Annotated in this window: 19 protein-coding genes and 1 pseudogene; 12 read left to right on the top strand and 8 right to left on the bottom strand. The window is 59.8% G+C overall.

What is annotated here, in order from left to right:
• Positions 1-90 precede the first annotated feature (90 nt).
• Positions 91-1,611 (bottom strand): YifB family Mg chelatase-like AAA ATPase, encoded by a 1,521-nt coding sequence (locus JWZ97_RS04925; protein WP_205433699.1) that lies wholly within the window; start codon positions 1,609-1,611, stop codon positions 91-93.
• 21 nt (positions 1,612-1,632) lie between these two features.
• Complete coding sequence (locus JWZ97_RS04920) at positions 1,633-1,884, bottom strand: accessory factor UbiK family protein (protein ID WP_205433698.1); 252 nt, start codon at positions 1,882-1,884, stop codon at positions 1,633-1,635.
• A 225-nt stretch (positions 1,885-2,109) separates the two neighbouring features.
• Between JWZ97_RS04920 and glnK the strand changes: the two genes are divergently transcribed.
• A complete protein-coding gene (gene glnK / locus JWZ97_RS04915; protein WP_205433697.1) occupies positions 2,110-2,448 on the top strand; it encodes a P-II family nitrogen regulator in 339 nt (112 codons plus the stop codon).
• A gap of 43 nt (positions 2,449-2,491) precedes the next feature.
• Positions 2,492-3,850, top strand: coding sequence for an ammonium transporter (locus JWZ97_RS04910; RefSeq protein WP_305799117.1), 1,359 nt, complete (start codon positions 2,492-2,494; stop codon positions 3,848-3,850).
• 52 nt (positions 3,851-3,902) lie between these two features.
• On the opposite strand, the gene JWZ97_RS04905 is transcribed toward JWZ97_RS04910, so the two are convergent.
• Entirely contained in the window at positions 3,903-4,283 is a 381-nt protein-coding gene (locus JWZ97_RS04905; protein WP_205433695.1) for a hypothetical protein, read from the bottom strand.
• A 298-nt stretch (positions 4,284-4,581) separates the two neighbouring features.
• Here JWZ97_RS04905 and JWZ97_RS04900 point away from each other — a divergent pair, with 298 nt between their 5' ends.
• Together JWZ97_RS04900 and aqpZ are read left to right on the top strand one after the other, a co-directional pair.
• Positions 4,582-6,516 (top strand): M2 family metallopeptidase, encoded by a 1,935-nt coding sequence (locus JWZ97_RS04900; RefSeq protein ID WP_205433694.1) that lies wholly within the window; start codon positions 4,582-4,584, stop codon positions 6,514-6,516.
• A 245-nt stretch (positions 6,517-6,761) separates the two neighbouring features.
• Complete coding sequence (gene aqpZ, locus JWZ97_RS04895) at positions 6,762-7,451, top strand: aquaporin Z (RefSeq protein ID WP_205433693.1); 690 nt, start codon at positions 6,762-6,764, stop codon at positions 7,449-7,451.
• Positions 7,452-7,502: 51 nt separating this feature from the next.
• Here the strand turns inward: aqpZ and recQ are convergent, their stop codons facing one another.
• Positions 7,503-9,659, bottom strand: a complete 2,157-nt coding sequence (recQ, locus tag JWZ97_RS04890; RefSeq protein ID WP_205433692.1) for a DNA helicase RecQ — start codon at positions 9,657-9,659, stop codon at positions 7,503-7,505.
• Between the two features lie 132 nt (positions 9,660-9,791).
• On the opposite strand from recQ, the gene JWZ97_RS04885 reads away from it, so the two are divergent.
• Positions 9,792-10,751: a heme A synthase gene (locus tag JWZ97_RS04885; RefSeq protein WP_205433691.1), complete on the top strand. Its 960-nt coding sequence runs from the start codon at positions 9,792-9,794 to the stop codon at positions 10,749-10,751.
• A gap of 18 nt (positions 10,752-10,769) precedes the next feature.
• Positions 10,770-11,767, top strand: a pseudogene (locus tag JWZ97_RS04880) (IS5 family transposase).
• A gap of 468 nt (positions 11,768-12,235) precedes the next feature.
• Here JWZ97_RS04880 and JWZ97_RS04875 read toward each other — a convergent pair.
• Entirely contained in the window at positions 12,236-13,063 is an 828-nt protein-coding gene (locus tag JWZ97_RS04875; protein ID WP_205433690.1) for a hypothetical protein, read from the bottom strand.
• A gap of 121 nt (positions 13,064-13,184) precedes the next feature.
• Positions 13,185-13,919, bottom strand: coding sequence for a hypothetical protein (locus JWZ97_RS04870; RefSeq protein WP_205433689.1), 735 nt, complete (start codon positions 13,917-13,919; stop codon positions 13,185-13,187).
• Between the two features lie 1,101 nt (positions 13,920-15,020).
• Here JWZ97_RS04870 and JWZ97_RS04865 point away from each other — a divergent pair.
• The 5 genes from JWZ97_RS04865 to JWZ97_RS04845 all read left to right on the top strand — a co-directional run bounded on the left by JWZ97_RS04865 (position 15,021) and on the right by JWZ97_RS04845 (position 19,714).
• Complete coding sequence (locus JWZ97_RS04865) at positions 15,021-16,154, top strand: ABC transporter permease (RefSeq protein ID WP_205433688.1); 1,134 nt, start codon at positions 15,021-15,023, stop codon at positions 16,152-16,154.
• Positions 16,151-16,927 (top strand): ABC transporter ATP-binding protein, encoded by a 777-nt coding sequence (locus JWZ97_RS04860; RefSeq protein ID WP_205433687.1) that lies wholly within the window; start codon positions 16,151-16,153, stop codon positions 16,925-16,927. The genes JWZ97_RS04865 and JWZ97_RS04860 overlap by 4 nt, the downstream gene beginning before the upstream one ends.
• Positions 16,920-17,834 (top strand): MlaD family protein, encoded by a 915-nt coding sequence (locus JWZ97_RS04855; RefSeq protein WP_205433686.1) that lies wholly within the window; start codon positions 16,920-16,922, stop codon positions 17,832-17,834. Before JWZ97_RS04860 ends, JWZ97_RS04855 begins: the two co-directional genes overlap by 8 nt.
• 116 nt (positions 17,835-17,950) lie before the next feature.
• Positions 17,951-18,406 carry an ABC-type transport auxiliary lipoprotein family protein gene (locus tag JWZ97_RS04850; RefSeq protein WP_205433685.1) on the top strand — a complete coding sequence of 152 codons (456 nt, stop codon included), beginning with the start codon at positions 17,951-17,953 and terminating at the stop codon, positions 18,404-18,406.
• A 3-nt stretch (positions 18,407-18,409) separates the two neighbouring features.
• Positions 18,410-19,714, top strand: a complete 1,305-nt coding sequence (locus tag JWZ97_RS04845; protein ID WP_205433684.1) for a YhjD/YihY/BrkB family envelope integrity protein — start codon at positions 18,410-18,412, stop codon at positions 19,712-19,714.
• 99 nt (positions 19,715-19,813) lie between these two features.
• On the opposite strand, the gene JWZ97_RS04840 is transcribed toward JWZ97_RS04845, so the two are convergent.
• Complete coding sequence (locus JWZ97_RS04840; RefSeq protein ID WP_205433683.1) at positions 19,814-20,209, bottom strand: MAPEG family protein; 396 nt, start codon at positions 20,207-20,209, stop codon at positions 19,814-19,816.
• A 75-nt stretch (positions 20,210-20,284) separates the two neighbouring features.
• Positions 20,285-20,650: a DUF488 domain-containing protein gene (locus JWZ97_RS04835; RefSeq protein WP_205433682.1), complete on the bottom strand. Its 366-nt coding sequence runs from the start codon at positions 20,648-20,650 to the stop codon at positions 20,285-20,287.
• Between the two features lie 634 nt (positions 20,651-21,284).
• Here JWZ97_RS04835 and JWZ97_RS04830 point away from each other — a divergent pair.
• Positions 21,285-22,541 (top strand): IS256 family transposase, encoded by a 1,257-nt coding sequence (locus tag JWZ97_RS04830; RefSeq protein ID WP_205428540.1) that lies wholly within the window; start codon positions 21,285-21,287, stop codon positions 22,539-22,541.
• Positions 22,542-22,642 lie beyond the last annotated feature (101 nt).

The raw sequence follows: 22,642 nt of genomic DNA, 5'->3' as shown, positions 1-22,642 counted from the left end.
AACCGCTATCATCGACCTATTCCGAGCGCGGCATAAGGTCTTGCGCCCGAAACCATGTTTTAACTCATCCATATTGCAGAACTGGCGGGATTATCGGACGGGCGCCCGGTCCAGGCGCCGATAGGCGATGGCCTCGCTCAAGTGGGGCAGCGCTATCGCCTCGGCGCCGGCCAGGTCGGCAATGGTACGGGCGACTTTGAGTATGCGGTGGTAGGCGCGGTGTGAAAGACCAAGCTTGCTCACGGCCTGCTCCAGAACGCGCTGGCAACCGTCGTCCAGCCGGCAATATTGCTTGATCAGCGGCGGCGTCAGCCAAGCGTTGGCGCGGCCGGTTCGTGCCAAGGCCCGGCTGCGCGCCTCGACGACACGGGCACGTATCATTTCGCTGGACTCCTCTCCGCCCGGCGTGCCGTCGCGCAGCATTTCCTGGGAAACCCGCGGCACTTCGAGATGCATGTCGATACGATCCAGCAAGGGCCCCGAAATCCGGGCCCGATAGCGCTGCACCTGTTCGGACGTGCAATGGCAGCGACCCGAAGCGTCGCCCAGATAACCGCAGGGACAGGGATTCATCGCCGCGATCAACTGGAAGCGGGCGGGGAAATCCGCCTGGCGGGCGGCACGGGAGATGGTGATGACGCCGGTTTCCAGCGGCTCCCGCAAGACTTCGAGCACCTTGCGGTCGAATTCCGGCAATTCGTCCAGAAACAGCACGCCATGGTGGGCCAGCGAAACCTCGCCGGGGCGTGGATTGCCTCCACCTCCGACCAAAGCCGGCGCCGATGCGGAATGGTGCGGCGAGCGAAACGGCGGTTGCCGGAACAATCGGGGGTCGAAACTCAGATCGCTGACGGAAGTCACGGCCGCGCGCTCCAAAGCCTCCTGGTCGGTCAGTGGAGGAAGTATGCCGGGCAGGCGCGAGGCGAGCATGGATTTGCCGGTCCCCGGCGGGCCCAGCATGAGGAGGTTATGGCGTCCGGCGGCGGCAATTTCCAGCGCGCGCTTGGCCTGATAATGGCCATGGACGTCGGCGAAATCGGGCAGTTCTACCGAAGTGGGGGAATCGAAACCGGACGTGTCGGGCTCGAAAACGATGGCCTTCTGGCCATTGAGATGAGCGCAGATTTCCAGCAGATGGCCCGCGGGAATAATCTCCGTGCCCTCGACGAGTCTCGCCTCCCCCGCATTGGCGCGGGGCAGAATCAAACCGCGGCCGGCCTCACGCGCCTGCATGGCAACCGGCAGGGCACCGGTGACGGGTCGGATTTCACCACCCAGCGACAATTCGCCGAGCACTTCGACCGACTCCAGGGATTTTGGGCTGAGCTGTCCCGAAGCGGCGAGTATGCCGAGGGCGACGGCCAGGTCGAAACGCCCGCCCTCCTTGGGCAGATCCGCCGGCGCCAGATTGACGGTGATGCGCTGGGCTGGAAATTCGAATTGGCAGTTGAGCAATGCACCCCGTACGCGGTCCTTGCTTTCCTTCACCGCCGTTTCAGGCAAGCCAACGATGGAGAGGGCCGGTAGCCCGTTGCTGATGTGCACTTCCACCGTCACCAGCGGGGCATCGATGCCTTGCCGGGCCCGGCTGTAAACGACCGCGAGCGTCATGGCATCCTGCCCGCCGGAGAACTATTCGCCCGAGAGGCGCTTTTCCAGTTCGGCAACCCGGGTTTCGAGTTGTTCCAGCTTGGCGCGGGTTTTGGTCAGCACGGCGCGCTGCACCTCGAATTCTTCCCGGCTTACCAAGTCCATTTTTTCGAATCCGGCTTGGAGTATGCCGCGGAAAGTTTTTTCGAGATCGGCTCCCAGCCCGCTCAATCCGGGAGGGACGGCGGCGCTCAGGTGGCGGGTGATTTCGTCGAGATTGAATTTGTCGATCATGCGAACAGGATAGCCGAACGCCGACCTCGACGTCCATTCTCCGAATTCGCGCCGAGTTGGTGCAGCGTATATTAAGCGCACTCCGATGGGGCGAAATTCTCGGTCGGATCGCGGCTTGTATCCTTACAAACCACGGTTTATGGGCGCTAGGAAACGCTGGCACAGCTTCTGCTCTTTGGGATACGAGTCGTTTCAACTTCACCTATTCCGGAAGAGGACCCTGCAATGAAATTAGTGACCGCCATACTCAAGCCCTTCAAGCTGGACGATGTCCGCGAAGCCCTGTCGGAACTGGGCGTCTCCGGCATCACCGTGACCGAAGTCAAGGGCTTCGGCCGGCAGAAAGGGCATACCGAACTTTATCGCGGCGCCGAATATGTCGTCGACTTCCTGCCCAAAGTGAAACTAGAAGTCGCGGTAACCGATACCCAACTCGATGCCGTCATCGACGCCATCGTGAAAGCGGCCAACACCGGCAAGATCGGCGACGGCAAGATCTTCGTCACCAATTTGGAACAGGTGATACGTATCCGTACCGGCGAAACCGGACCTGAAGCACTCTGAGGAGCCCCTGATGAAATCCCTAAAACACTTTGCATTGAGCTTGATGCTGACCAGTTTCAGCGGACTCGCGGCGGCCGAACAAGCCGCGGCGCCCGTCCCCAACAAGGGCGATGTCGCCTGGATGATCGTCGCGACCGTGCTGGTGATCCTGATGATCATACCCGGCCTGGCCTTGTTCTACGGCGGCATGGTGCGTTCCAAGAACATGCTGTCGGTGTTGATGCAGGTCTTCGTGATCTTCGCCCTGACCGCCGTGCTGTGGGCGGTCTATGGCTACAGCCTGGCCTTCACCGAAGGCAGCGCCTTTTTCGGCGGCCTCAGCAAGATTTTCCTGAAAGGCGTGACGCCCGAATCGGTGGCGGCCACCTTCAGCAAAGGCGTCGTGGTGCCGGAATACATCTATATCGTGTTCCAGCTCACTTTCGCAGGCATCACTCCGGCGCTGATCGTCGGTGCGTTTGCCGAGCGGGTCAAATTCTCGGCCGTATTGGCCTTCATCGTGTTGTGGTTCACCTTCGCTTACCTGCCGATAGCCCACATGGTCTGGTATTGGGCCGGTCCCGATGCTTATACCAGCGCCGAGGCGGGTGCCGCGGCGGGCGCCACCGCGGGCTTCATCTTCCAGAAAGGCGCTTTGGACTTCGCCGGCGGCACCGTGGTGCACATCAACGCGGGCATCGCCGGCCTGATCGGCGCTCTGCTGATCGGCAAACGCATCGGTTACGGCCGCGAGGTCTTGAAACCGCACAGCGTGACTTTGACCATGGTCGGCGCATCCCTGCTGTGGGTGGGCTGGTTCGGCTTCAACGTGGGCTCCAATCTGGAAGCCAACGGCGTCGCCGCCCTGGTGTTCGCCAACACCCTGCTCGCCACGGCCGCCGCGACCTTGTCCTGGGTCGCCGCCGAATGGCTGGCCCGCGGCAAGCCCTCGATGCTGGGCGCCGCGTCCGGGGCCATCGCCGGCCTCGTGGCCATCACGCCGGCCTGCGGTTTCGTCGGTCCCATGGGTTCCATCGCGCTCGGCCTCATCGCCGGCGCCCTGTGTTTCTGGGCGGTTTCCGTCCTGAAAAACAAGCTGGGTTACGACGATTCGCTGGACGTATTCGGCGTACATGGCGTCGGCGGGATATTGGGCGCCCTGGGGACCGGCGTGTTCGCCTCCCCTGCCCTGGGCGGCACCGGAGTCTACGACTATGTAGCCAATGCGGTCGGCGAATTCGACATATTGGCCCAGGTCACCAGCCAGGCTTGGGGCGTCGGCGTCACCATCGTCTGGACCAGCATCGTCTCGCTGGTCGCCTACAAGATCGTGGACGTCACCATAGGCCTTAGGGTGCCGGAAGAATCCGAGCGCGAAGGACTGGACATCCGCGAACACGGCGAGACGGCCTACCATCTCTGATTCCGGATCGATGCGACAGAGGAAAACGGGCGCCCAGGCGCCCGTTTTTCATTCAGCTTTGAAAAGGCCCGCCCGCCTGATACATGGGCTGGTCGCGGGCAAGGTTGGACCAGCCCTGCGCGATGCGGTAAATCATCCAGATCACGTCAGCGATCACGATGAAATAGCCGACGCCCCAGAATAGGGTGAAGCCGCCGACGAAACCCCACAGCAGGCTGTACCAGAACGTGTTGATCTGCCACTGGAAATGCGATTCCAGCCAGGTGCCGGCGACTACGGGCCGCTGCAGATAATTGATCAATATCCCTATGAAATAGGTGAAACCCAGCAGGAAAGAGGCTGCCTGCAAGGCATACACCGTCGTCACGATTTTTTTCTCCCCGCTCAAATCATGTTCCGGCACTGTCGAAGAACGGGATGTAAAAGCGTTCATCTCACACCTCCTCGAAACGACGAAAAAACCGCGTCATCGAAACCCGCCCGCACTCTCGCGCCAGGCGACTAGAACCGGCGCCGCAGGCACCAGATACGCTAACACTATGGACCAATAAATCGAACACTTGTTGCGCTCATGGCGGCCGGATAAGCTTCGGCCCAAACACCTCGCAGCATTCCGCGCGATTCGATCATAGGCACTCGGCAGCGACGTCCGCATGCCGATGAATGGCCGCGAATAGGCCAACTTGGCCAAACGGCGGACGATGCGGTATAGAACCCTTCAGGAGCAGAACATGCGTATTTCGACAGCCGGTGCGCTAATACTCGCTTGCGGCCTCATCGCCTGCGGCAAACAGGATCACGCGCAGGTGACGGCGGCAAGCGCCGACCAGTTCATCAAGACAGTCAATGCCGAACTGCTGACCAAGCGGCCCTTGTGGAACGCCGCGGGCTGGGTGGCAGCAACCTATATCACCGAAGACACCCAACGCCTGTCGGCCGCGGCCACCGAAGAGGGCTTGGCGTTCGACAGCCGCAACATCGAAGAAGCCAAACGGTATAACTCGGTCACGGGGCTTGCGCCTGACACCGCGCGCTCCCTGCTGCTCATCAAGCTGGGCTCGTCCATGCCCGCGCCCAAGGATGCGGCCAAACGCGCGGAATTGGCCAAGATCGCCACAAAAATGGAGGCCAATTACGGTTCGGCCAAGTGGTGCGCCCCGGACAAGTCAGATAACGCCCGCTGCCTGACTTTGCAGGAAATCGAAAAAATCATCGACAACAGCGATTTTTCGCACAGTCCGAAGGAAATCGCCACAGCCTGGAGCGGCTGGCATGCCACCGCCAAGCCCATACGCGCGGATTACCGGCGTTTCGTCGAGCTGATGAACGAAGGCGCGAAAGAGATCGGTTTTGCCGATACCGGCGAGTTATGGCGGGGCGGTTACGACATGACGCCCGCCGAATTCGACCGCGAAGTCGAGCGTCTCTGGTCCCAGGTGCAGCCGCTGTACGAACAGTTGCACTGCACCGTCCGCGCCAAGCTCAACGAAAAATACGGCGACGACGTGGTACCCGAGCACGGACCGATACCGGCGCATTTGCTCGGCAATATGTGGGCGCAGCAATGGGGCCATCTCTATCCGCTGCTGGAGCCGTATAAAAGCGTGGCGAACACCGACATATCGAGCAGTCTGAAAGCCTTGCGCGATGCGGACTATCAGCAGCGGCTCAAGGCCTACAAAGGCAAGCCGAGCGCCATCGAGCAATCCGACATGGCGCACGCCGCGGATGGCGTGGTGGCGGAAAAGATGACGCACATCGCCGAGGACTTTTATACCTCGTTAGGCCTGCCCCATCTGCCGGACAGTTTCTGGAAAAAATCCTTGCTGGTGCGGCCGCGCGACCGCGACGTGCAATGCCATGCCAGCGCCTGGGATCTGGATCTGAACACGGCGGACGTGCGCATCAAGCAATGCATCGAGCCGACCGAAGCGCAGCTCACCACCATCCACCATGAGCTCGGCCACATCTTTTATTATCTCGCCTACAAGGATCAGACGCCTTTGTTCCAGCGCGGCGCGCACGACGGTTTCCATGAAGCCATCGGCGACACCGTGACGCTATCGCTGACGCCGGCCCATCTGCAAAAGATCGGCCTGGTGAAGGAGGCCCGGACGGATGAGCGCGCCCTCATCAATTCGCAGATGAAGCTGGCCTTGGACAAGATCGTGTTTCTGCCTTGGGGCAAACTGGTGGACCAATGGCGCTGGAAAGTGTTTTCCGGCGAAATCCGGCCCGAGCAATACAACAAAGCCTGGTGGGCCCTGCGCGAGAAATACCAGGGTGTGGCCGCGCCGGTCGCCCGCGGCCCCGAGGACTTCGATCCCGGAGCCAAATACCACGTGGCCGGCAACACGCCTTACACGCGTTATTTCCTGGCTTTTGTGCTGCAGTTCCAATTCCACAAGGCGCTGTGCGAGGCGGCTGGCCACCACGGGCCGCTGGCGCAGTGCGACATCTACGGCAACAAGGCAGCCGGTGAGAAATTCCAGGCGATGCTGGCGGCGGGCGGCTCGCAGCCTTGGCAGGATACCTTGGAAAAACTCACCGGCAGCCGCCAAATGGATGCCTCGGCCATCATCGAATATTTCCAGCCGCTGATGAGCTATCTGGCGCAGCAGAATCAAGGCCGGAGCTGCGGTTGGGACGTGAAAAGCGGGATCTGAACATCGCGCACGAAGCCGTCAGGGCAAACTCCGCGCCGGCCCGGGTGCTCCACCGAACATCGCCCTATTTACATCGCGCGCCAAAAGATTGACATTACGGATCGTGCCCTTTTGCCGGCACGCGAGAGCCCGGTTCACAAGCGTGGTGCGAACACACGCCAAGAACTGCTCGGCGCTAGTCGAGTATGCCGTCAGGCTCTTGTGCTTCCAATGTTCTTAACAATAAAGACCAAGGAGACGAGACGATGAAACAGTACAGCGCTGAATTTCTGGGTACGTTCTGGTTGGTTCTGGGCGGTTGCGGCAGCGCGGTGCTCGCCGCCGCATTCCCGCAGGTCGGCATCGGCTTGCACGGCGTAGCACTGGCCTTCGGCCTGACCGTGCTCACTCAGGCCTACGCCTTCGGGCACATTTCCGGTGCCCATTTCAACCCCGCCGTATCCATAGGCTTGTGGGCCGGAGGACGTTTTCCCGCGAGCAAACTCGCTCCCTACATCGCCGCCCAGGTCGTGGGGGCGATCGCCGCCGCCGGCGTGCTCTATGTCATAGCCAGCGGCGCGGAGGGATTCGACGTCGCCAAGGGTTTCGCCTCCAACGGCTACGGCGAGCATTCGCCCGGCCATTATTCGCTGCTGGCCGCCCTGGTCACCGAAGTCGTGTTGACCGCGTTCTTCCTGATCATCATCCTCGGAGCCACCGACAGACGCGCGCCCGCCGGCTTCGCGCCCATCGCCATCGGTCTGGGCCTCACGCTCATCCATCTGATCAGCATTCCGGTCACCAACACCTCGGTGAATCCCGCCCGCAGTACCGGCGTGGCCTTGTTCGTCGGCGACTGGGCCGTCGCCCAGCTTTGGCTGTTCTGGTTCGCGCCCATCGTCGGCGCGGTGGTGGGCGCTTACGCTTACCGCTTCGTCGGCGGCGAGGAAAAATGACGCTTCTACGCGGCAGACCCGCTTAAACGCATCTGCCGCGCCTTCGCTCGCCTAGCTCATGGGCTCACTTAACCAGGCTGCGCGTAAACAACGCAGCCGGTCGTAGTCGTACTGACCGTTCAAGGCCTCGTACAGGGGCTTGAGCGCCATCTTCTGTTCTTCAGGCAGGGCGCGCCAGGCCGCTTCTATCTTTCGGGCCTCGTCCCGGCTCAATCTGGCCACCTCAGCCGCATCGGCCTGACCGCGGGCGATGGCGTGGGTCAGATGGCCATAGACCGTGGTCGGCTTCAGTCCACGCCGCGCCGCGATCTGTTCCACGCGCAAGCCTAGCCGGAACAGGTCCAGGCTTTCTTCGGCAGTCGCCGTATCCTGGGTTTCCCCGCTGCCGCCCTGCCCCTCATGCTCCGCTATCACGGCGAGAAACTCGTCGCCGTACAAGGCCAGCTTGCGCTCGCCTATGCCGGGTATGTGCCCCAGTTGCCTATGATCACGCGGGCGGCGCTGGACCATTTCCATCAGGACCGCATCATGCAGGATGACATAGGGCGGCACGTCCTGATCGTCGGCCAATCGTTTGCGCAATGCCCGCAAGGCCTGGAACAGGGCTTCGTCGGCCGGATCGGCAAAGCGGACGGCCCCGCGCCGAGCCTCGCGCGGGGATTTGACCGGCGCCTCGGCGTCCAGGCGCAGATGCAGGGAGCGCTCACCGCGCAGTATGGGCCGACAGGATTCCGCCAGCCGCAAAGCGCCGTGCGCCTCCCAGTCCACCTGGAGAAATCCTTGGGTGACGAGTTGGCGAAATACCGACAGCCACTGGGTCTCCTTCAGTTCCTTGCCGATGCCGAAGGTGCTGAGCTTGTCATGGCCATAGCTGAGGACCTTCTCATTGGACTTGCCCTGCAGCACCTCGATGAGATGACGCGCGCCGAAGCGCTGGCCGGTGCGAAACACGCAGGACAAGGCCTTGCGCGCCGCCTCGGTGGCGTCCCAGGTCTGCACCGGTTGCAGACAGTTGTCGCAGTTGCCGCAAGGCTCATCCAGCACATCGCCGAAATAGCCCAGCAGCGTCTGGCGCCGGCAGGAGGTGAGTTCGCAATAACCCAGCGTGGCGTCCAGCTTGTGGCGTTCCACCTGCTTGTGTAATTCGTCCGCCTCGGACGATTCCACCATGCCCCGCCGGGTGATGACATCTTGCAGACCATAGACCATCCAGGCGTCGGCCGGCAGCCCGTCGCGCCCGGCGCGGCCGGTTTCCTGATAATAGGCCTCGATGCTGCTGGGCAGGTCCAGATGGGCTACGAAGCGCACGTTGGGCTTGTCTATGCCCATGCCGAAGGCGATGGTCGCCACCACGATGACGCCCTCCTCCTGCAGGAAACGGTGCTGATTGCGCTGCTTTACCTCCGACGGCAACCCGGCATGATAAGGCAAGGCGGTGAGCCCCTTGCTGCCGAGCCATTCCGCGGTTTCTTCCACTTTCTTGCGCGACAGGCAATAGACGATACCGGCATCGCCGTCGTGCTCGCGGCGGATGAAGTCCAGCAATTGCTGGCGGGCGTTATGCTTGAGCGTAATCGCATAACGGATGTTGGGCCGGTCGAAACCACCGCAGTATTGACTAGCCTCCTGCAGCCCCAGGCGTTCGGCGATTTCCTGCCGGGTGCGCTCGTCGGCGGTGGCGGTGAGCGCGATGCGGGGGACCTGGGGGAAACGCTCGTGCAGCAGCGAAAGCTGCCAGTAATCGGCGCGGAAATCGTGGCCCCATTGAGATACGCAATGCGCCTCGTCGATGGCGAACAGGCTGACCCTGGCCCGGTCCAGCCGGCTCAGGAAACGCTCGGTCAGCAGGCGTTCGGGGGCGACGTAGAGCAGATCCAGTTCGCCGGCCATGAAGCGGTTTTCCACCTCGCGCTGTTCGTCCAGACCGAGCGAAGAATTGAGAAAGGCGGCCTTCACACCCAACTGGAGCAATGCGCTGACCTGATCCTGCATCAAGGCGATGAGGGGCGAAATCACCACGGCGGTGCCGGGCCGCAGCAAGGCCGGAATCTGGTAGCAAAGCGACTTGCCGCCGCCGGTCGGCATCAGCACCAGCGCATCGCCGCCGCTCGCGACCTGTTCGATGATGTCCGCCTGCAGGCCGCGGAAGCGCTCGTAACCGAATACGGTGCGGAGTATCTGGAGGGCGGGGTTGGAAGAGTCGGTCATGCGGCTGTGACAAGGTCCGCGGCAAAGCGGACGGGAAAGTCCGGCATTGTCCCGGCGTATCCGGCGCCGTTCAAGCCCTATCCGGCGAATGGTATGCTTTGCGGTCACTCACTCGATACGCCCGGAACCGCCATGACCGACCCGAATGCCAGCCTCCGTTTCCGCCGCCTGGCCATCCTGACCCTCGCCGCCGTCTATCTCGTCATCCTGGCCGGCAGCATCGTGCGGGCCTCCGGCGCCGGCATGGGCTGCCCCGACTGGCCGACCTGCTTCGGCCAACTGATCCCGCCCACCAGTGAGTCCCAGTTGCCGGCCGATTACCACGCCATCTATGCGGCGCGCGGCTATGCCAACACCGATTTCAATCCCGTAAAAACCTGGACCGAATACGGCAACCGGCTGATCGGCGCCACCACCGGCATCCTGGTATTCCTGACCCTGCTGCGGTCGCGCATCTTTCTGAAATCCGACCGCGCGATATTCTGGCTGTCCTTATCCGTGTTCCTGCTGATCGGCTTCCAGGGCTGGCTGGGCTCGGCGGTGGTCGCCAGCAATCTCAGGCCGGCCATGATCACCGCCCATATGGTCATAGCCTTCGTCCTCGTCTGCCTGCTGATCTACACGATCGCCCGCTCGCAGAGGGAATCCCTGATCGGCGTCGATACCCGCGGGCTGCCGCCTCGATTCAAGACCGTCCTGCTGGCCGCCCTGGGCATGACCCTGATCCAGATCGCAATGGGTACACAAATTCGCGAAGCGGTAGATGTGATTGCCGGTCAATTCGAAGGCGAACGTTCGATTTGGCGCGAGCACTTCCCCATCATCTTCTACGTGCATCGCTCGTTTTCTTCCATCATCCTGTTCACCAATCTCTGGCTGGCCTGGAAGGTGGTGAAGCATGTCGCCCGCGACACGCTGATCTTCCGTTTCGCGCTCATCGTCGCGGCGCTGGTGGTCACCGCCATTCTCACCGGCGTCACCCTGGACCGGCTGGGCTTCCCCGCCTTCGTGCAGCCCGCCCATCTGTTGCTGGCCAACCTGATCTTCGGCGCACAATTCTTCCTGTACATCGGCTATCGCTATGCTGCTTGACTCACGACACTACTTCACCTGCGCAAAGAGCAGATCGACCGGATGGGCGATCCGTTGTTGGCCTTAGAGACCCACATCGACTTTGCCGCCTTCGCCGCGGCAGTGGATCCGGTGGCCCCCCGGTAAGCCCGCAAGGTGGCCGCCCGCCGTTTCCCACCGAGACCATGGTACGTATCCTGTTTCTCAAGCGGGTCAACGACCTTTCGGACGATAAAGACGGAATACCAACTGCTGGACCGGATGAGTTACCAGCGTTTCTGTGGCCTGAGCGAGTCGGCCAGTATTCCGACCACACCACAGTGTGAACGTTCGAGAACCGTATCGGGGAGGCCGGCTCATAAGCGCTGTTCGACGGGATCGAACGGCAGTTGCTCAAACGCAGCTACATCGCCCGCGGCGGTCGCATCATGGATGCCACCCTGGTCCCTGCGCTGAAGTAGCAGTTCAACAAAGACGATAAGGTATGCAGCTCAAGCAAAACGCCATGCCGGCAGATTGGAGCCCGGCGAAGCGCCGGCATAAGGACCTGGAGCCAACCTGGGCCCAGAAACATGCTAAGAGCCACCACGGCTACAAGCTCTCCTTCAACGTGAACAAGCGCCACAAGCTCATCCGTAAGATCGAGACCGGCACCGCCGCCACCCATGACGGCCAGGATTTCGAAACCGTGTTGAACGCCAGTAATACCAGCCGGGATGTCCATGCAGACACGGGTTACCCGAGTGCGGAGCGGGAAGCCCAGCTCAAGGAAGCTGGTTGCCGGCTCTCGTAACCACATCCACAGCAAGGGCCAGCGCGATCACCCTCTTTCGGAATGTCAGAAGCAGCGCAACCGGAGAATTTCCCAGGTCCGTGCGCAGGTCGAGCACCCGTTTGCCGCCATTGCCCAAATGGGCGGCAAGTTCATTCGTACCATCTATCAGGCACGGGCCAACTTCGCGACGACCCTAATGGCCGCGAGCTACAATCTGAAACGGCTGGTTTACCTAAAACAGGCAGGTGTGACGGCCGTTTAAGGCCATGCCTTCCCCGAAAAGCCCCCAATGAGCGGCAAATCGGGCGACAACCCCAAAGGGAATCTCCACTGAATGTTGAGGAAGTCGGGCTGGTAATTTCAGCCCGACTTCCATGAAAACCGCGGTTTTTCGATGTGCCCTAAAAACCTGGACGGTACTTTTAAGATTCCAGCACATTACCCCGGGGAAGTCCCTCCAAGGACTTTTCATCCCTGACTCTGCTCAAATGGCGGCGCCAGGGTCTACTAATAGGTCTAGCCGGGGCCTCCTCGGCGATTTAGCAAGCTTATAAAAGTGGTGACCAGACCACCCATCCAAATCCAGTTGGATCGGAGCCCACTCTATTAACCAGCTTTATGCTGAACGCAACGTCCGAGATAAACCCAACGAAGCAACGTTTCCCGAATAAAACTTATAGTTTAACCACAACAGAGTCTTTTGAAAACTTGGGCAGAAATATCGCTGCTTTCACTTCGGCATTTTACATCTACGCCTTGTCAACACCGATGGAAACAGCAATCCTGACAATAGTAATCCTATCGTTTGCGGTATCGGTACCGCCGTCATGGAAAAGGAGAAGTTGGATCCAACCGTAACACCCGCCCCATGATCACTCGCTACACCGTAGAGCAACTCATAGGCACCTGCTGGTAATGCCATGCGGAGGTCTGCTGCGCCGGGCGGAGAAATAAATTGGATACCGTCGTATACATCATTCGGGTCAAGGGTATTATCGCACTCCCCAGTACCATACCCGTTACAAGCAACCATAGCATGTCCGGTAGCGTCCCTAATAAGCAAATAAGCATTGATGGGCGACCACGACGCTGCCCCTCCCACGCGCCAGGACAGGTCGAACAAACCTGGGCTGTCGAGCGTAAAAGAGGTCGTTCCCCGCACCGAAGGTTGCGACCAGGTTTCAAACACGCTATCTAAACGCGGTTCGGTATAACTGAAATAGCCATAACCGAGCGCCCGAGCCACGATAGAAATACTCAAGGGCGAATAAAGGATATTTTGCTCAGTTCGCCCTACCTCGGCGTTATCATTGAAAGTAAATTCTTCATTTACAAACCCTGACACCTTATCCCTAATCAATGTAGTTTCAGAGTAAGACCCATAGCCATGAAACGGACCATTGAAAGACACGCTAGTAGGTATAATTGCGGCATAGGCAGTCGGCGCTGCACACAAAACAATGGCAACCCCCCCAGCGGAAATCCAGCGCATGAACCATGCGCGAAGCGATGACGCCCTGTAAGCAAACTGATAAAACACATCTTTTTGAACGTTCATTTATACCTCCATTATTTAACATAACTCCACGCCTGTCGAGCGGTATTGCTACTATCATACTACTCCTAATTGTTTCAAGAACTGACTAAACAAGCACAGCCTAGCTACTGGTGCCTATTTTTTAATCAGATTTGTCCGGAACATTTGAGCGTCTATATCTCGAAAGGCCATAGAGACCAATCGAACACATTCCAAACAGCCAGATACTTGCAGGGATAGGAACGATAGCAAGCTGAAAAGAAAACTCTCCTGGAAAATTTAATCCCATGCCATGACCAGCACTTACATCTGCGACAAACTGATAATTCCCAGCAGGAAGCGCCAAAGTGCCTGACGACGGACCTAAATACTTATCTCCGCCATTGATTCCGCAGGATGCGTTGCTATAAAATTTTATACATTCTAACTCTATACCCTCTGTGAAATTTTTTTTAAAAACAGCAATGGACGCGTCGCTATCTTCTCCTATATTACCTGACCAAGTGAACCTGACCGAACTCGTCGCAGTTAAATCGAAGCCGATTTCTGCATGCGCGCTACCGAGAATATAGCTTTCGTAGGACGGAGGAGCAGTGAAAAACGAAGCACCATCAGCGCGACCTGTGACCAAGATAAAGCTTGGGCGAATTTCGCTCGAAAGTCTTGAAAGATCTCTCGATACGAGCTCTGGTATTGGGTAATGTTCGGCGTCAACTGCGGCAAACTGATACGTACCAGTCACAGTGTAATTTCCATATCCTGAATTGATCGGAACAGTAGATAAATTTGCAGAAATGGCTCCCCCCGTCGGAATTATCACCGCCGCCTCCGAATTATTAAAAGGCAGCAGTACTGCAACGTATAAAGCTGTAGTCATAAGTCGCACCATCGCCATGACTCCTTCGTAATTTTAACGCGTGATTGAAATTAACATTTTATGATTCGCCGCCAAACAATTAGAGATACGTTTATTTGGTACAAAAATAACGTATGCCACTCCACATGCACCAAGGATTATTAGTAGTCAAGCAAGCACTGTTCGTGCGAGTAATTGAATCTCATAAACACATATAAAATCTTGGACTCTACTCTATAAATCATCGTGTCACTTTTCTTGGGCTGTTGCAATAAGTCAGCATGTTATGGAGCCGGAGTTATACCAGTAAAATACCTCATCTACTTTTTAAGGCTCTTCCGTAGAAGACGTTACTAAAGCTGTTGGTTCAGTTACATCAGCCTAGAGGGGCGGATACTAAGAAATTCCTCCTCTGCATAAGCTGCGGCTGTCAGTCGATGCCGCGCTGGACTCCCTATCAATTGAGTTCAACGCATGACGCAAAACTTACCCGGAAGCGCGGCTTCACAAAAAATGCGAATCCACCGAGGCCAAGGTGCTCTGCCCCACCCATACAATTGCCAACAGTTGTACCGTCCGAGGCACGGTCGGTGCCGACAAGGGCTACAATCAGGCGGCTTTTACGATTAACTTTGAAAGACCGAAGCGTCAATCCGCGGGACGGTGCAAGAAGAACGGCAGCGCCGTCGACAGGCGACCTGCCGGGGGCCTATTAGCTGAACTTAAGGTGTCGTAAGACGACCGAAGACGCCGTTGGCTGGAGCAAGACTGTCAGTAGTGCGCAAAACTGCGCCAGCGTGGTTTCGCCAAAGTGTTCGGCCAAGTGCTGTTCCGTTTTACTGCTTACAACCTCGCGTCGCTCATTAGCCTGTTACGGCTAACAAAGCTCAAGCGTTAGGTTCAGGCGGCCTGATGCCGAGATCTACCCTGAGCCGCCCGTAAAGAGCCGGGGTAATTCGAGCCCCAAGAACGGGCTAGCAAGGAGCAAGAATGCCTACGAACCCGTCGGATTTCGGCTTGAAAATATTTTCCGGCGATGGGGAAGCAGAATATAGGGGATATTTTTCTTCGTTCTGCTAATGCGACGATCAGCCACTCAGTGTATCAACCGGGATTCTGCCCATGACCCATCGGCACTCCGTCAACCTGACGGAACCCTTAATCGACCGAGTTGTTGCCGCATCAGATCGGCGCTTGCTTCTTAAGGGCCCGTGGAATCTGCGCGGATTAGCCGTGGCGCCCTATCTGGCGCGCAAGTTGGCTTCTTTTGCGGGAGAAGAAAGCTTACTTTGGGACTTGCGCGAGACATCGACCCTCGACAGCGCCGGCGCCTACCTGCTGTGGCGTGCCTGGGGCGAGCGGCTACCGACGAATGTGCACATCTCGCCGGAACAGGCGCTCTTGTTCGAAAGGCTGGAAAACCGCACCATCCGCGAGCTGCCGCCACCGCGCCCCTACCCGCCGCTTCCGCAACGTCTCCTCGGCGCCCTGAAACGCGGGTTCGATCATCTGCTCGGCGCGGTCATCCTGCTCGGTCAGCTCTTGCTGGACCTATTCCATCTGATACGCCATCCGTCGGACATCCCCTGGCGTGAGATCTCCTCCCACATCCACGAGACCGGCGGCCGCGCGCTGGGCATCACCGCCCTGGTCGGCTTTCTGATCGGCATCGTGGTCAGCTATCTGTCCTCGCTGCAATTGCAGACGCTGGGCGCGCAGATCTACATCGTCAACATCTTGGGCATGAGCATCATCCGTGAGCTGGGGCCGCTGCTAGCCGCCATCCTGGTGGCCGGGCGCTCGGGCTCGGCGATGACCGCCCGGCTGGGCGTGATGCGCGTGACGCAGGAGCTGGACGCCCTGGAAGCGATGGGCATTTCCCGCTCGCTGCGGCTGATCCTGCCCAAGGTGGTCGCCCTGGTGCTCGCCCTGCCACTGCTGGTGGTATGGACCGACATCATCGCCCTGTTGGGCGGGGCGATCTCCGCGCGGGTGGAGATGGACATCAGCTATCTGCAATTCATCCTGAAACTGCCGGGGGCCGTGCCGGTTGCCAATTATGTGATCGGCCTGGCCAAGGGCGCCGTGTTCGGGCTGCTTATCGCCCTCGTGGCCTGCCATTTCGGCCTGCGCATCAAGCCGGACACGGAGAGCCTGGGCAACGAAACCACCAATTCGGTGGTCGCGGCCATCACCTTGGTGATACTCAGCGACGCGGTCTTCGCCATCCTCTTCCGCGGCGTGGGCATGCCATGAGCGAACCCGTCATCCGCCTGGAGCACGTCTGGACCCGCTTCGGCGAGCATGTGGTGCACAGCGACATCAGCCTGGTCTTGAATCCGGGGGAAATCCTCGGGCTGGCCGGCGTATCCGGCAGCGGCAAGACCGTACTCATGCGCGAAATGATAGGCTTGCAGATACCCAGCGAAGGCCAGGTCTTTCTGTTCGGCGAACCTTTGCTTGAACTCACCGAAGAGCGCCGCCAGCAATTGCGTAACCGCTGCGGGATGCTGTTTCAAAACGGGGCCTTGTTCAGCGCCTTGAGCGTTTTCGACAACATCGCCTTCCCCTTGCGCGAATTGCGTTGCCTGGACGAAGACGCGATCCGCCAGCTCGTGCTTTTGAAGCTGACCATGGTGGGCCTCAGGGCAGAAGATGCTACGCTGATGCCGGCCGAGCTTTCCGGCGGCATGGTGCGCCGCGCCGCCCTCGCCCGCGCCCTGATCCTGGAGCCGGAGTTGCTTTTTCTGGACGAGCCGACCTCCGGCCTCGACCCCGTTTTGAGCGAGGAATTCGTCAACCTGCTGGGTGAACTGCACCGGCAACTGGGATTTACCGTGGTCATGATTACCCACGATCTGCATGTCTTGAACGATTTGTGTAGCGAAATCGCCTTGTTGGCCGACCAGCGTCTGATCGCTTACGGCGATCTGGCGACGGTCATGGCCTGCGAGCACCCGTTTGCCCGCAGCTTCCTGCACGGCAAGCGCGCATTGCGTGTGCTCGAGGGAGCGGACCGCCATGGGTAGGGAAAGCCATGCTCTGCTGGCCGGCCTGTTCGTGGTGGTCCTGGGCACCGCGCTGGTGCTGATCGGCATCTGGCTGGGCAACGTGGGCAACGAATACGACACCTATGTGGTGACCACCCGCTATGCGGTTTCCGGTTTGCGTCCCGAATCGACCGTCTATTTCCGCGGTGTGGAGGCCGGCAAGGTGTCGGGCATAGAAATCGATCCCGCCGACCCGCAAAACATCCGGGTGTTCACCCATTTGAATAAGGGCTTGCCCATCACCGACCATACCTACGCCAAACTCAGGGTCCAGGCCCTCACCGGCCTGGCCCAGGTGGAACTGGACAACGCGCCGGGCGACGCCGAAGCGCTGCCGACCCGCGAGAAAGAGCCCGCCGTGATACCCATGCACCCTTCCCTGCTGGATCAGCTCGCCGGCACCGGGGAGGATCTGTTGGGCCAGGCGCAACAACTCCTCATCCATTTCAACGAATTGTTCAACCAGGAAAACCGCGACCGGCTGCAGCAGATCGCAGCCAATCTGGGAAGCGCATCGGCCCGGCTGATCACCCTGGAAGACCGCCTGGACCGCGCGCTGGCCGAAGTGCCGGCGGTGAGCGCCGACGCACGCAAGACCCTGGCGCGCATCGACGGCTTGACCGGCGACATCAAGACATTGTCGCGGCGCATGAGCGAATTGACGGAGGATGCGCGCGGCCTGGTCGCGACGGGCAGGACAGCCGGCGATGCGCTGAGCAAGCACACCCTGCCGCGTCTCGACACCCTGCTGGAAGAAATGCAGTCCGCCGCGACCCGCGTGAAACGCCTGTCCACCCAGTTGGACGAGGATCCGCAATCGCTGTTGCGGGGAGCGGCTCCGGAAGAGCCCGGCCCCGGCGAAGCCGGTTATCGGGAGCCCCAATGAAATCTTCGGCCATTTTCGCAATGCTGCTGAGCGCGGCCGTCGTCGGATGCAGTCCTCTCTCCCGTCACCCGGCACCGGCGCTTCACGACTTCGGCCCGACATCCGCACAAACCGGGATGCCCGTCACGTCCGTCGCGGTGGAAGCGCCGGACTGGCTGAAAGATCCGCGCATCCATTATCGGCTGCTCTACGCCGACCCCACCCGGGTACGCTTCTACGCCGACAACCGCTGGCTGGCGCCACCGCCGGACCTGCTGGCGCAACGGCTGGCAGCGGCCGGCGCAGGTCGGCCTTATCGTTTGCGCATCCGCCTCAGGGAATTCGAACAGGTTTTCGATACGCCGGACCGCGCCCGCATCGTCCTGGGTATTGTCGCCAGGGCCGAGTCGCTCGAGCATGGGGAATTCGTTGCGGAACGCCGCTTCGATTTTGCCCTCTCCACGTCCAGCCCGGACGCGCAAGGTGCGGTGCAAGCCTTCTCTACTGCGGTGGACCAGGCGGCCGGCGAAATCGGGGCGTGGCTGGAATCGCTCGCCAACCGGCCTGGACAGCCCGCCAGTCCCGCGCCCTAAACCATGGCGGAGTCATCGAAGCGCGCTTACTCCTTCCCCGAGGCACGAATTCGTGGCGTGCTGCACAGTCTGAAAAAATGGCTGCACGTCCTGATGCGCGAGTTCGACGAAGGCGGGCTCAAGCATCGGGCGATGAGCCTGGTGTACACCACCCTGCTCTCGCTGGCGCCGGTGCTGGCTGTGAGTTTCTCCATCCTCAAGGGGTTCGGCGTGCATAACCAGATACAGCCCCTGCTCCTCCAGGCGCTGGCCCCGCTGGGGCCCAAAGCCGGGGAGCTCACGGCCAACATCATCGCCTTCGTCGAAAACATCCAGGTCGGCGTGCTCGGTTTCCTCGGCTTCCTAATGCTGTTTTACACCGTCGTCTCGCTGCTGGAGCAGGTGGAAGACTGCTTCAATCACATCTGGCGTATCGCCAAGCCGCGCTCCCTTTATCGCCGCTTCAGCGACTACCTCAGTATCGTCCTGATCGGCCCGGTGCTGCTGTTTTCCGCCGTGGGCATCGCGGCCTCGATGAGAAACGCGGCCATCGTGCAAGACCTCATCGCATTGGAGCCCTTCGGCACCGCCTATTACCTGGCCGGAAACATCCTGCCTTACCTGCTGGTGGTCGCAGCGTTCACCTTCGCGTATTCCTTCATTCCCAACACCCCGGTGAAATTGCGCCCCGCGCTGGTCGGCGGGCTGTTCGCCGGCCTGACCTGGAAGGCCACCGGCTGGCTGTTCACCCGTTTCATGGCCGATTCCGCCCAGTACAGCGCCATCTACTCGGGCTTCGCCGTCATCCTGCTCTCCATGATATGGCTGTATATCAGTTGGCTCATCCTGCTGTTCGGCGCCGTCGTCGCCTTTCATGTCCAGCATCCACGCTACCTCGGCTACGGCAGCCGGCGCCCGCATCTGAGCATCCAAACGCAGGAGCGACTCGGCCTGTTGCTCATGGTTTCGATCGGACGGCACCACGCCCACGGCGAGGCCGCCTGCATCCTGCAAGTCCTCGCTGAAGAATTGAACCTGCCCTGGGAACCGGTCGCGGAACTGCTGGAGTGTCTGAAGCGTAGTGGCCTCTTGGTGACGCTCGATGGCGAGGTGAAAGCCTATGTCCCGGCGCGCGACACCGATCAGATCCTGCTGCGCGACATCGTCCAGGCCATACGCTCCGCAGGCGACAGCCCGACATTGGCCGTGGACCGCGTGGAACCGGGAATGCTCACGGATTTATTGGGCGCCTTGGACGAAAGCCCGGCCAGGACGCTGGAGGACCATACCCTACGGGACGTCCTCATGGCGGAAGCGCCGCCTGCCTGATCGGGATGCTCATCGACGCCGTTCAGACACCCCGTCTGCAAGAGCGGCTTTCAGTCCGCGATCTTCGTGGGCTAAGGCCCGCTCCCGCCGAGGGGCAACTCAGGTATGCGCCCGTATGGCATTGCTCAGGACATAGCCGAGATCGGCGAATGCCAGGCCGATCAGGGTAAAAATCGTCACCTGCATGCCCGCTATCCGGTAGCGTAGGTTTTCGGTCAGCAAACCTCTGGCGTGCGAGATTCGGCCTGCGAGCAGCGCGATGCCGCCGAGATGTACAAGGGCCACATGCCCGCCGTTGAATTCCAGGAAAAAGAGCAGGATCAGCGAGATGGGCAGATATTCGGTGGCGTTGCCTTGAGCCCGGATCGCGCCCTTGAGTTCGGCGTCATCACCATCACCGAGGCGAATACTCTTGATACGGCGCAGTTTGATGACCCGAAGAGACAACCAGACGATGAGCAGGGCCGCGAGCGCGGCGTAGACGGTACTGATCATGTTTCTTCCCTGATTTGGGTTATGGGGTGGAAATACGGCAGCGCCCCTGGAACAGGTTAGTTCGGAACGACAGGCTTACCGCCTCGCAGCAGGGGATAATCCGAGCAGGTAGTCTCTCAGCGCCACCGCCTGGTTGCAATCGACATCGCGGGCCGAATACAAAAGCGTCAGCCGCCCTTCCCTCGCCAGCTCACGGAGCCTCTCCACCGGCCCAGATTCAACGCCAAGTTCCAGAAAGTAACGGCTCCTGAATTCCTCCCACTTCGCCCGATCATGCCCGAACCATTGGCGCAAGCTCGTGCTCGGAGCGACCTCCTTCAACCACAGCCCGGCAGCCACTTGCCCCTTGGTCAGTCCCCGTGGCCATACCCGGTCCACCAGGACGCGAAACCCATCCTGCGGATCGGCCGGCTCGTAAACCCGTTTGGTGCGTATGTCCATCGTAGTGATCCATTCGACCGGCGTAAGAGTAACCATAGTTTGGGAGACATGATCCCTCCGCATCGGATTATGCCTGCGGGGTCAAAATAACGTCAGGCTAAACAGATTATGTGAAGGAAGCGCCGAAAAGAGCGATCTTGCCTGTCATAGACTCCCGAAGTGATCAGTTCAGGCATACGTTCTCACTGTAATTGCAAGGTAGCGGTCCGCCCCAAGTTCACACATTGTTTTCCCCACATGCCTAGGGCTGGACTCGAACCAGTAAGAGACGTAGATTGGAATTAACGATGGGAAAACCAACGAACAGTCAGAGCAAGCTGGAATTCACTTTCACTTACTCCAGCTACGGGGTCTTCCACAAAGTTTTTGGAGTTAATCCATTGACTGCCAACCAATATTTAAACCGCTCTAGCTTTTCTGTGTATACGAGGGCGTACAGAGTTTGTTGATACAAACTAAATAATAAGGAGCTATCGCCACGCTGTGATCCTTTATGTAAGCGTGTTACAAAACCATACATGAGAAGTTCATCACCGAGATCAGGCCGGGGGCGTCAGAATTTCTGTGTGTGAGGCGTGAGTGAGCCTGTCAGAAATTTTGTGTGTGAGGCATAACATGTTGTTAAGGAGCATGTATGCCAAGCAAGACGAGCAAGAAGAAACCGGCAGCGGCGCTGCCCAGCATTCCGAAAGAACTCATAGACCAGATGGTCAGTGGCCCGATGGACGCCGAGGCGATCAATGCCGCCTCGATGGCGTTCAAGAAGGCGCTGATCGAACGTGCACTGGGCGCCGAACTCAGCCATCACCTGGGTTACCCACCCGGCGCCGACAAGCCCGGCGAGGTGGGCAATCACCGCAACGGGGTGACCGGCAAGACGGTGCTGACCGAAGACGGGCCGCTTCGGATCGACATCCCGCGCGACCGTCAGGGCAGCTTCGAACCCCTGCTTATCCCTAAGCACGAGCGGCGCTTCACCGGTTTCGATGACAAGATCGTGGCCATGTACGCCCGGGGCATGACGGTGCGCGAGATTCAGGGCTTCCTGGCCGAGCAGTACGGCACCGAGGTTTCACCGGAATTCATCAGTTCAGTCACCGATGCGGTGATGGCCGAGGTCACCGCCTGGCAGTCACGCCCGCTCGAAGCCATGTATCCGGTGGTGTTCTTCGATGCTCTGCGGGTCAAGATTCGCGAGGAGGCGGTGGTCCGCAACAAGGCGATCTACCTGGCCTTGGCTGTTCTGCCAGACGGCACGCGCGACATCCTCGGGTTGTGGATCGAGAACACCGAGGGCGCCAAGTTCTGGATGAAGGTCTTCAATGACCTCAAGACGCGCGGTGTGGTCGACATCCTGATCGCCGTCACCGACGGCCTGAAGGGCATGCCCGAGGCCTTGGCCGCCGTTTTCCCAGCGACCACGCTGCAGACCTGTATCGTGCATCTGATTCGCAACAGCCTCGACTACGCGAGTTGGAAGGACCGTAAGGCACTGGCGGCAGCGATCAAGCCGATCTACACCGCGCCCAGCGCCGAAGCCGCGCTGGCCGAACTCGACGCGTTCGAGCAAGGCCTCTGGGGTGAGAAATTCCCGACCGTGGTCGCCGCCTGGCGGCGGGCCTGGGACCGGGTGATTCCCTTCTTTGCCTTCCCGCCCGCCATCCGCCGGGTGATCTACACGACCAATGCCATCGAGAGCATCAACGCCCGACTGCGCAAGATCCTCAAGACGCGTGGCCATTTCCCGAGCGACGATGCTGCCAGCAAGCTGATCTGGCTGGCCTTGCGCAACATTACGGCCGACTGGGGACGGGCGGCCAAGGATTGGAAGGACGCCATGAACCAATTCGCCATCCTCTACGCTGAACGCTTTGAAGCGGCTCGCGGATAAAATGACCACCGACTTTGCCACCGCGCCCTCTGCCTACGGTCTGAACGGACCTTCGGCAGCCGTCACCGTGGAAAAGTCTACTCACGCCTCACACACAGAAA

The organism is Methylococcus sp. EFPC2 (genome assembly GCF_016925495.1).
Classification (GTDB): Bacteria; Pseudomonadota; Gammaproteobacteria; order Methylococcales; family Methylococcaceae; genus EFPC2.
Note: the sequence above shows the minus strand (reverse complement) of the source record. Positions and strands in the feature narration are given on the sequence as shown.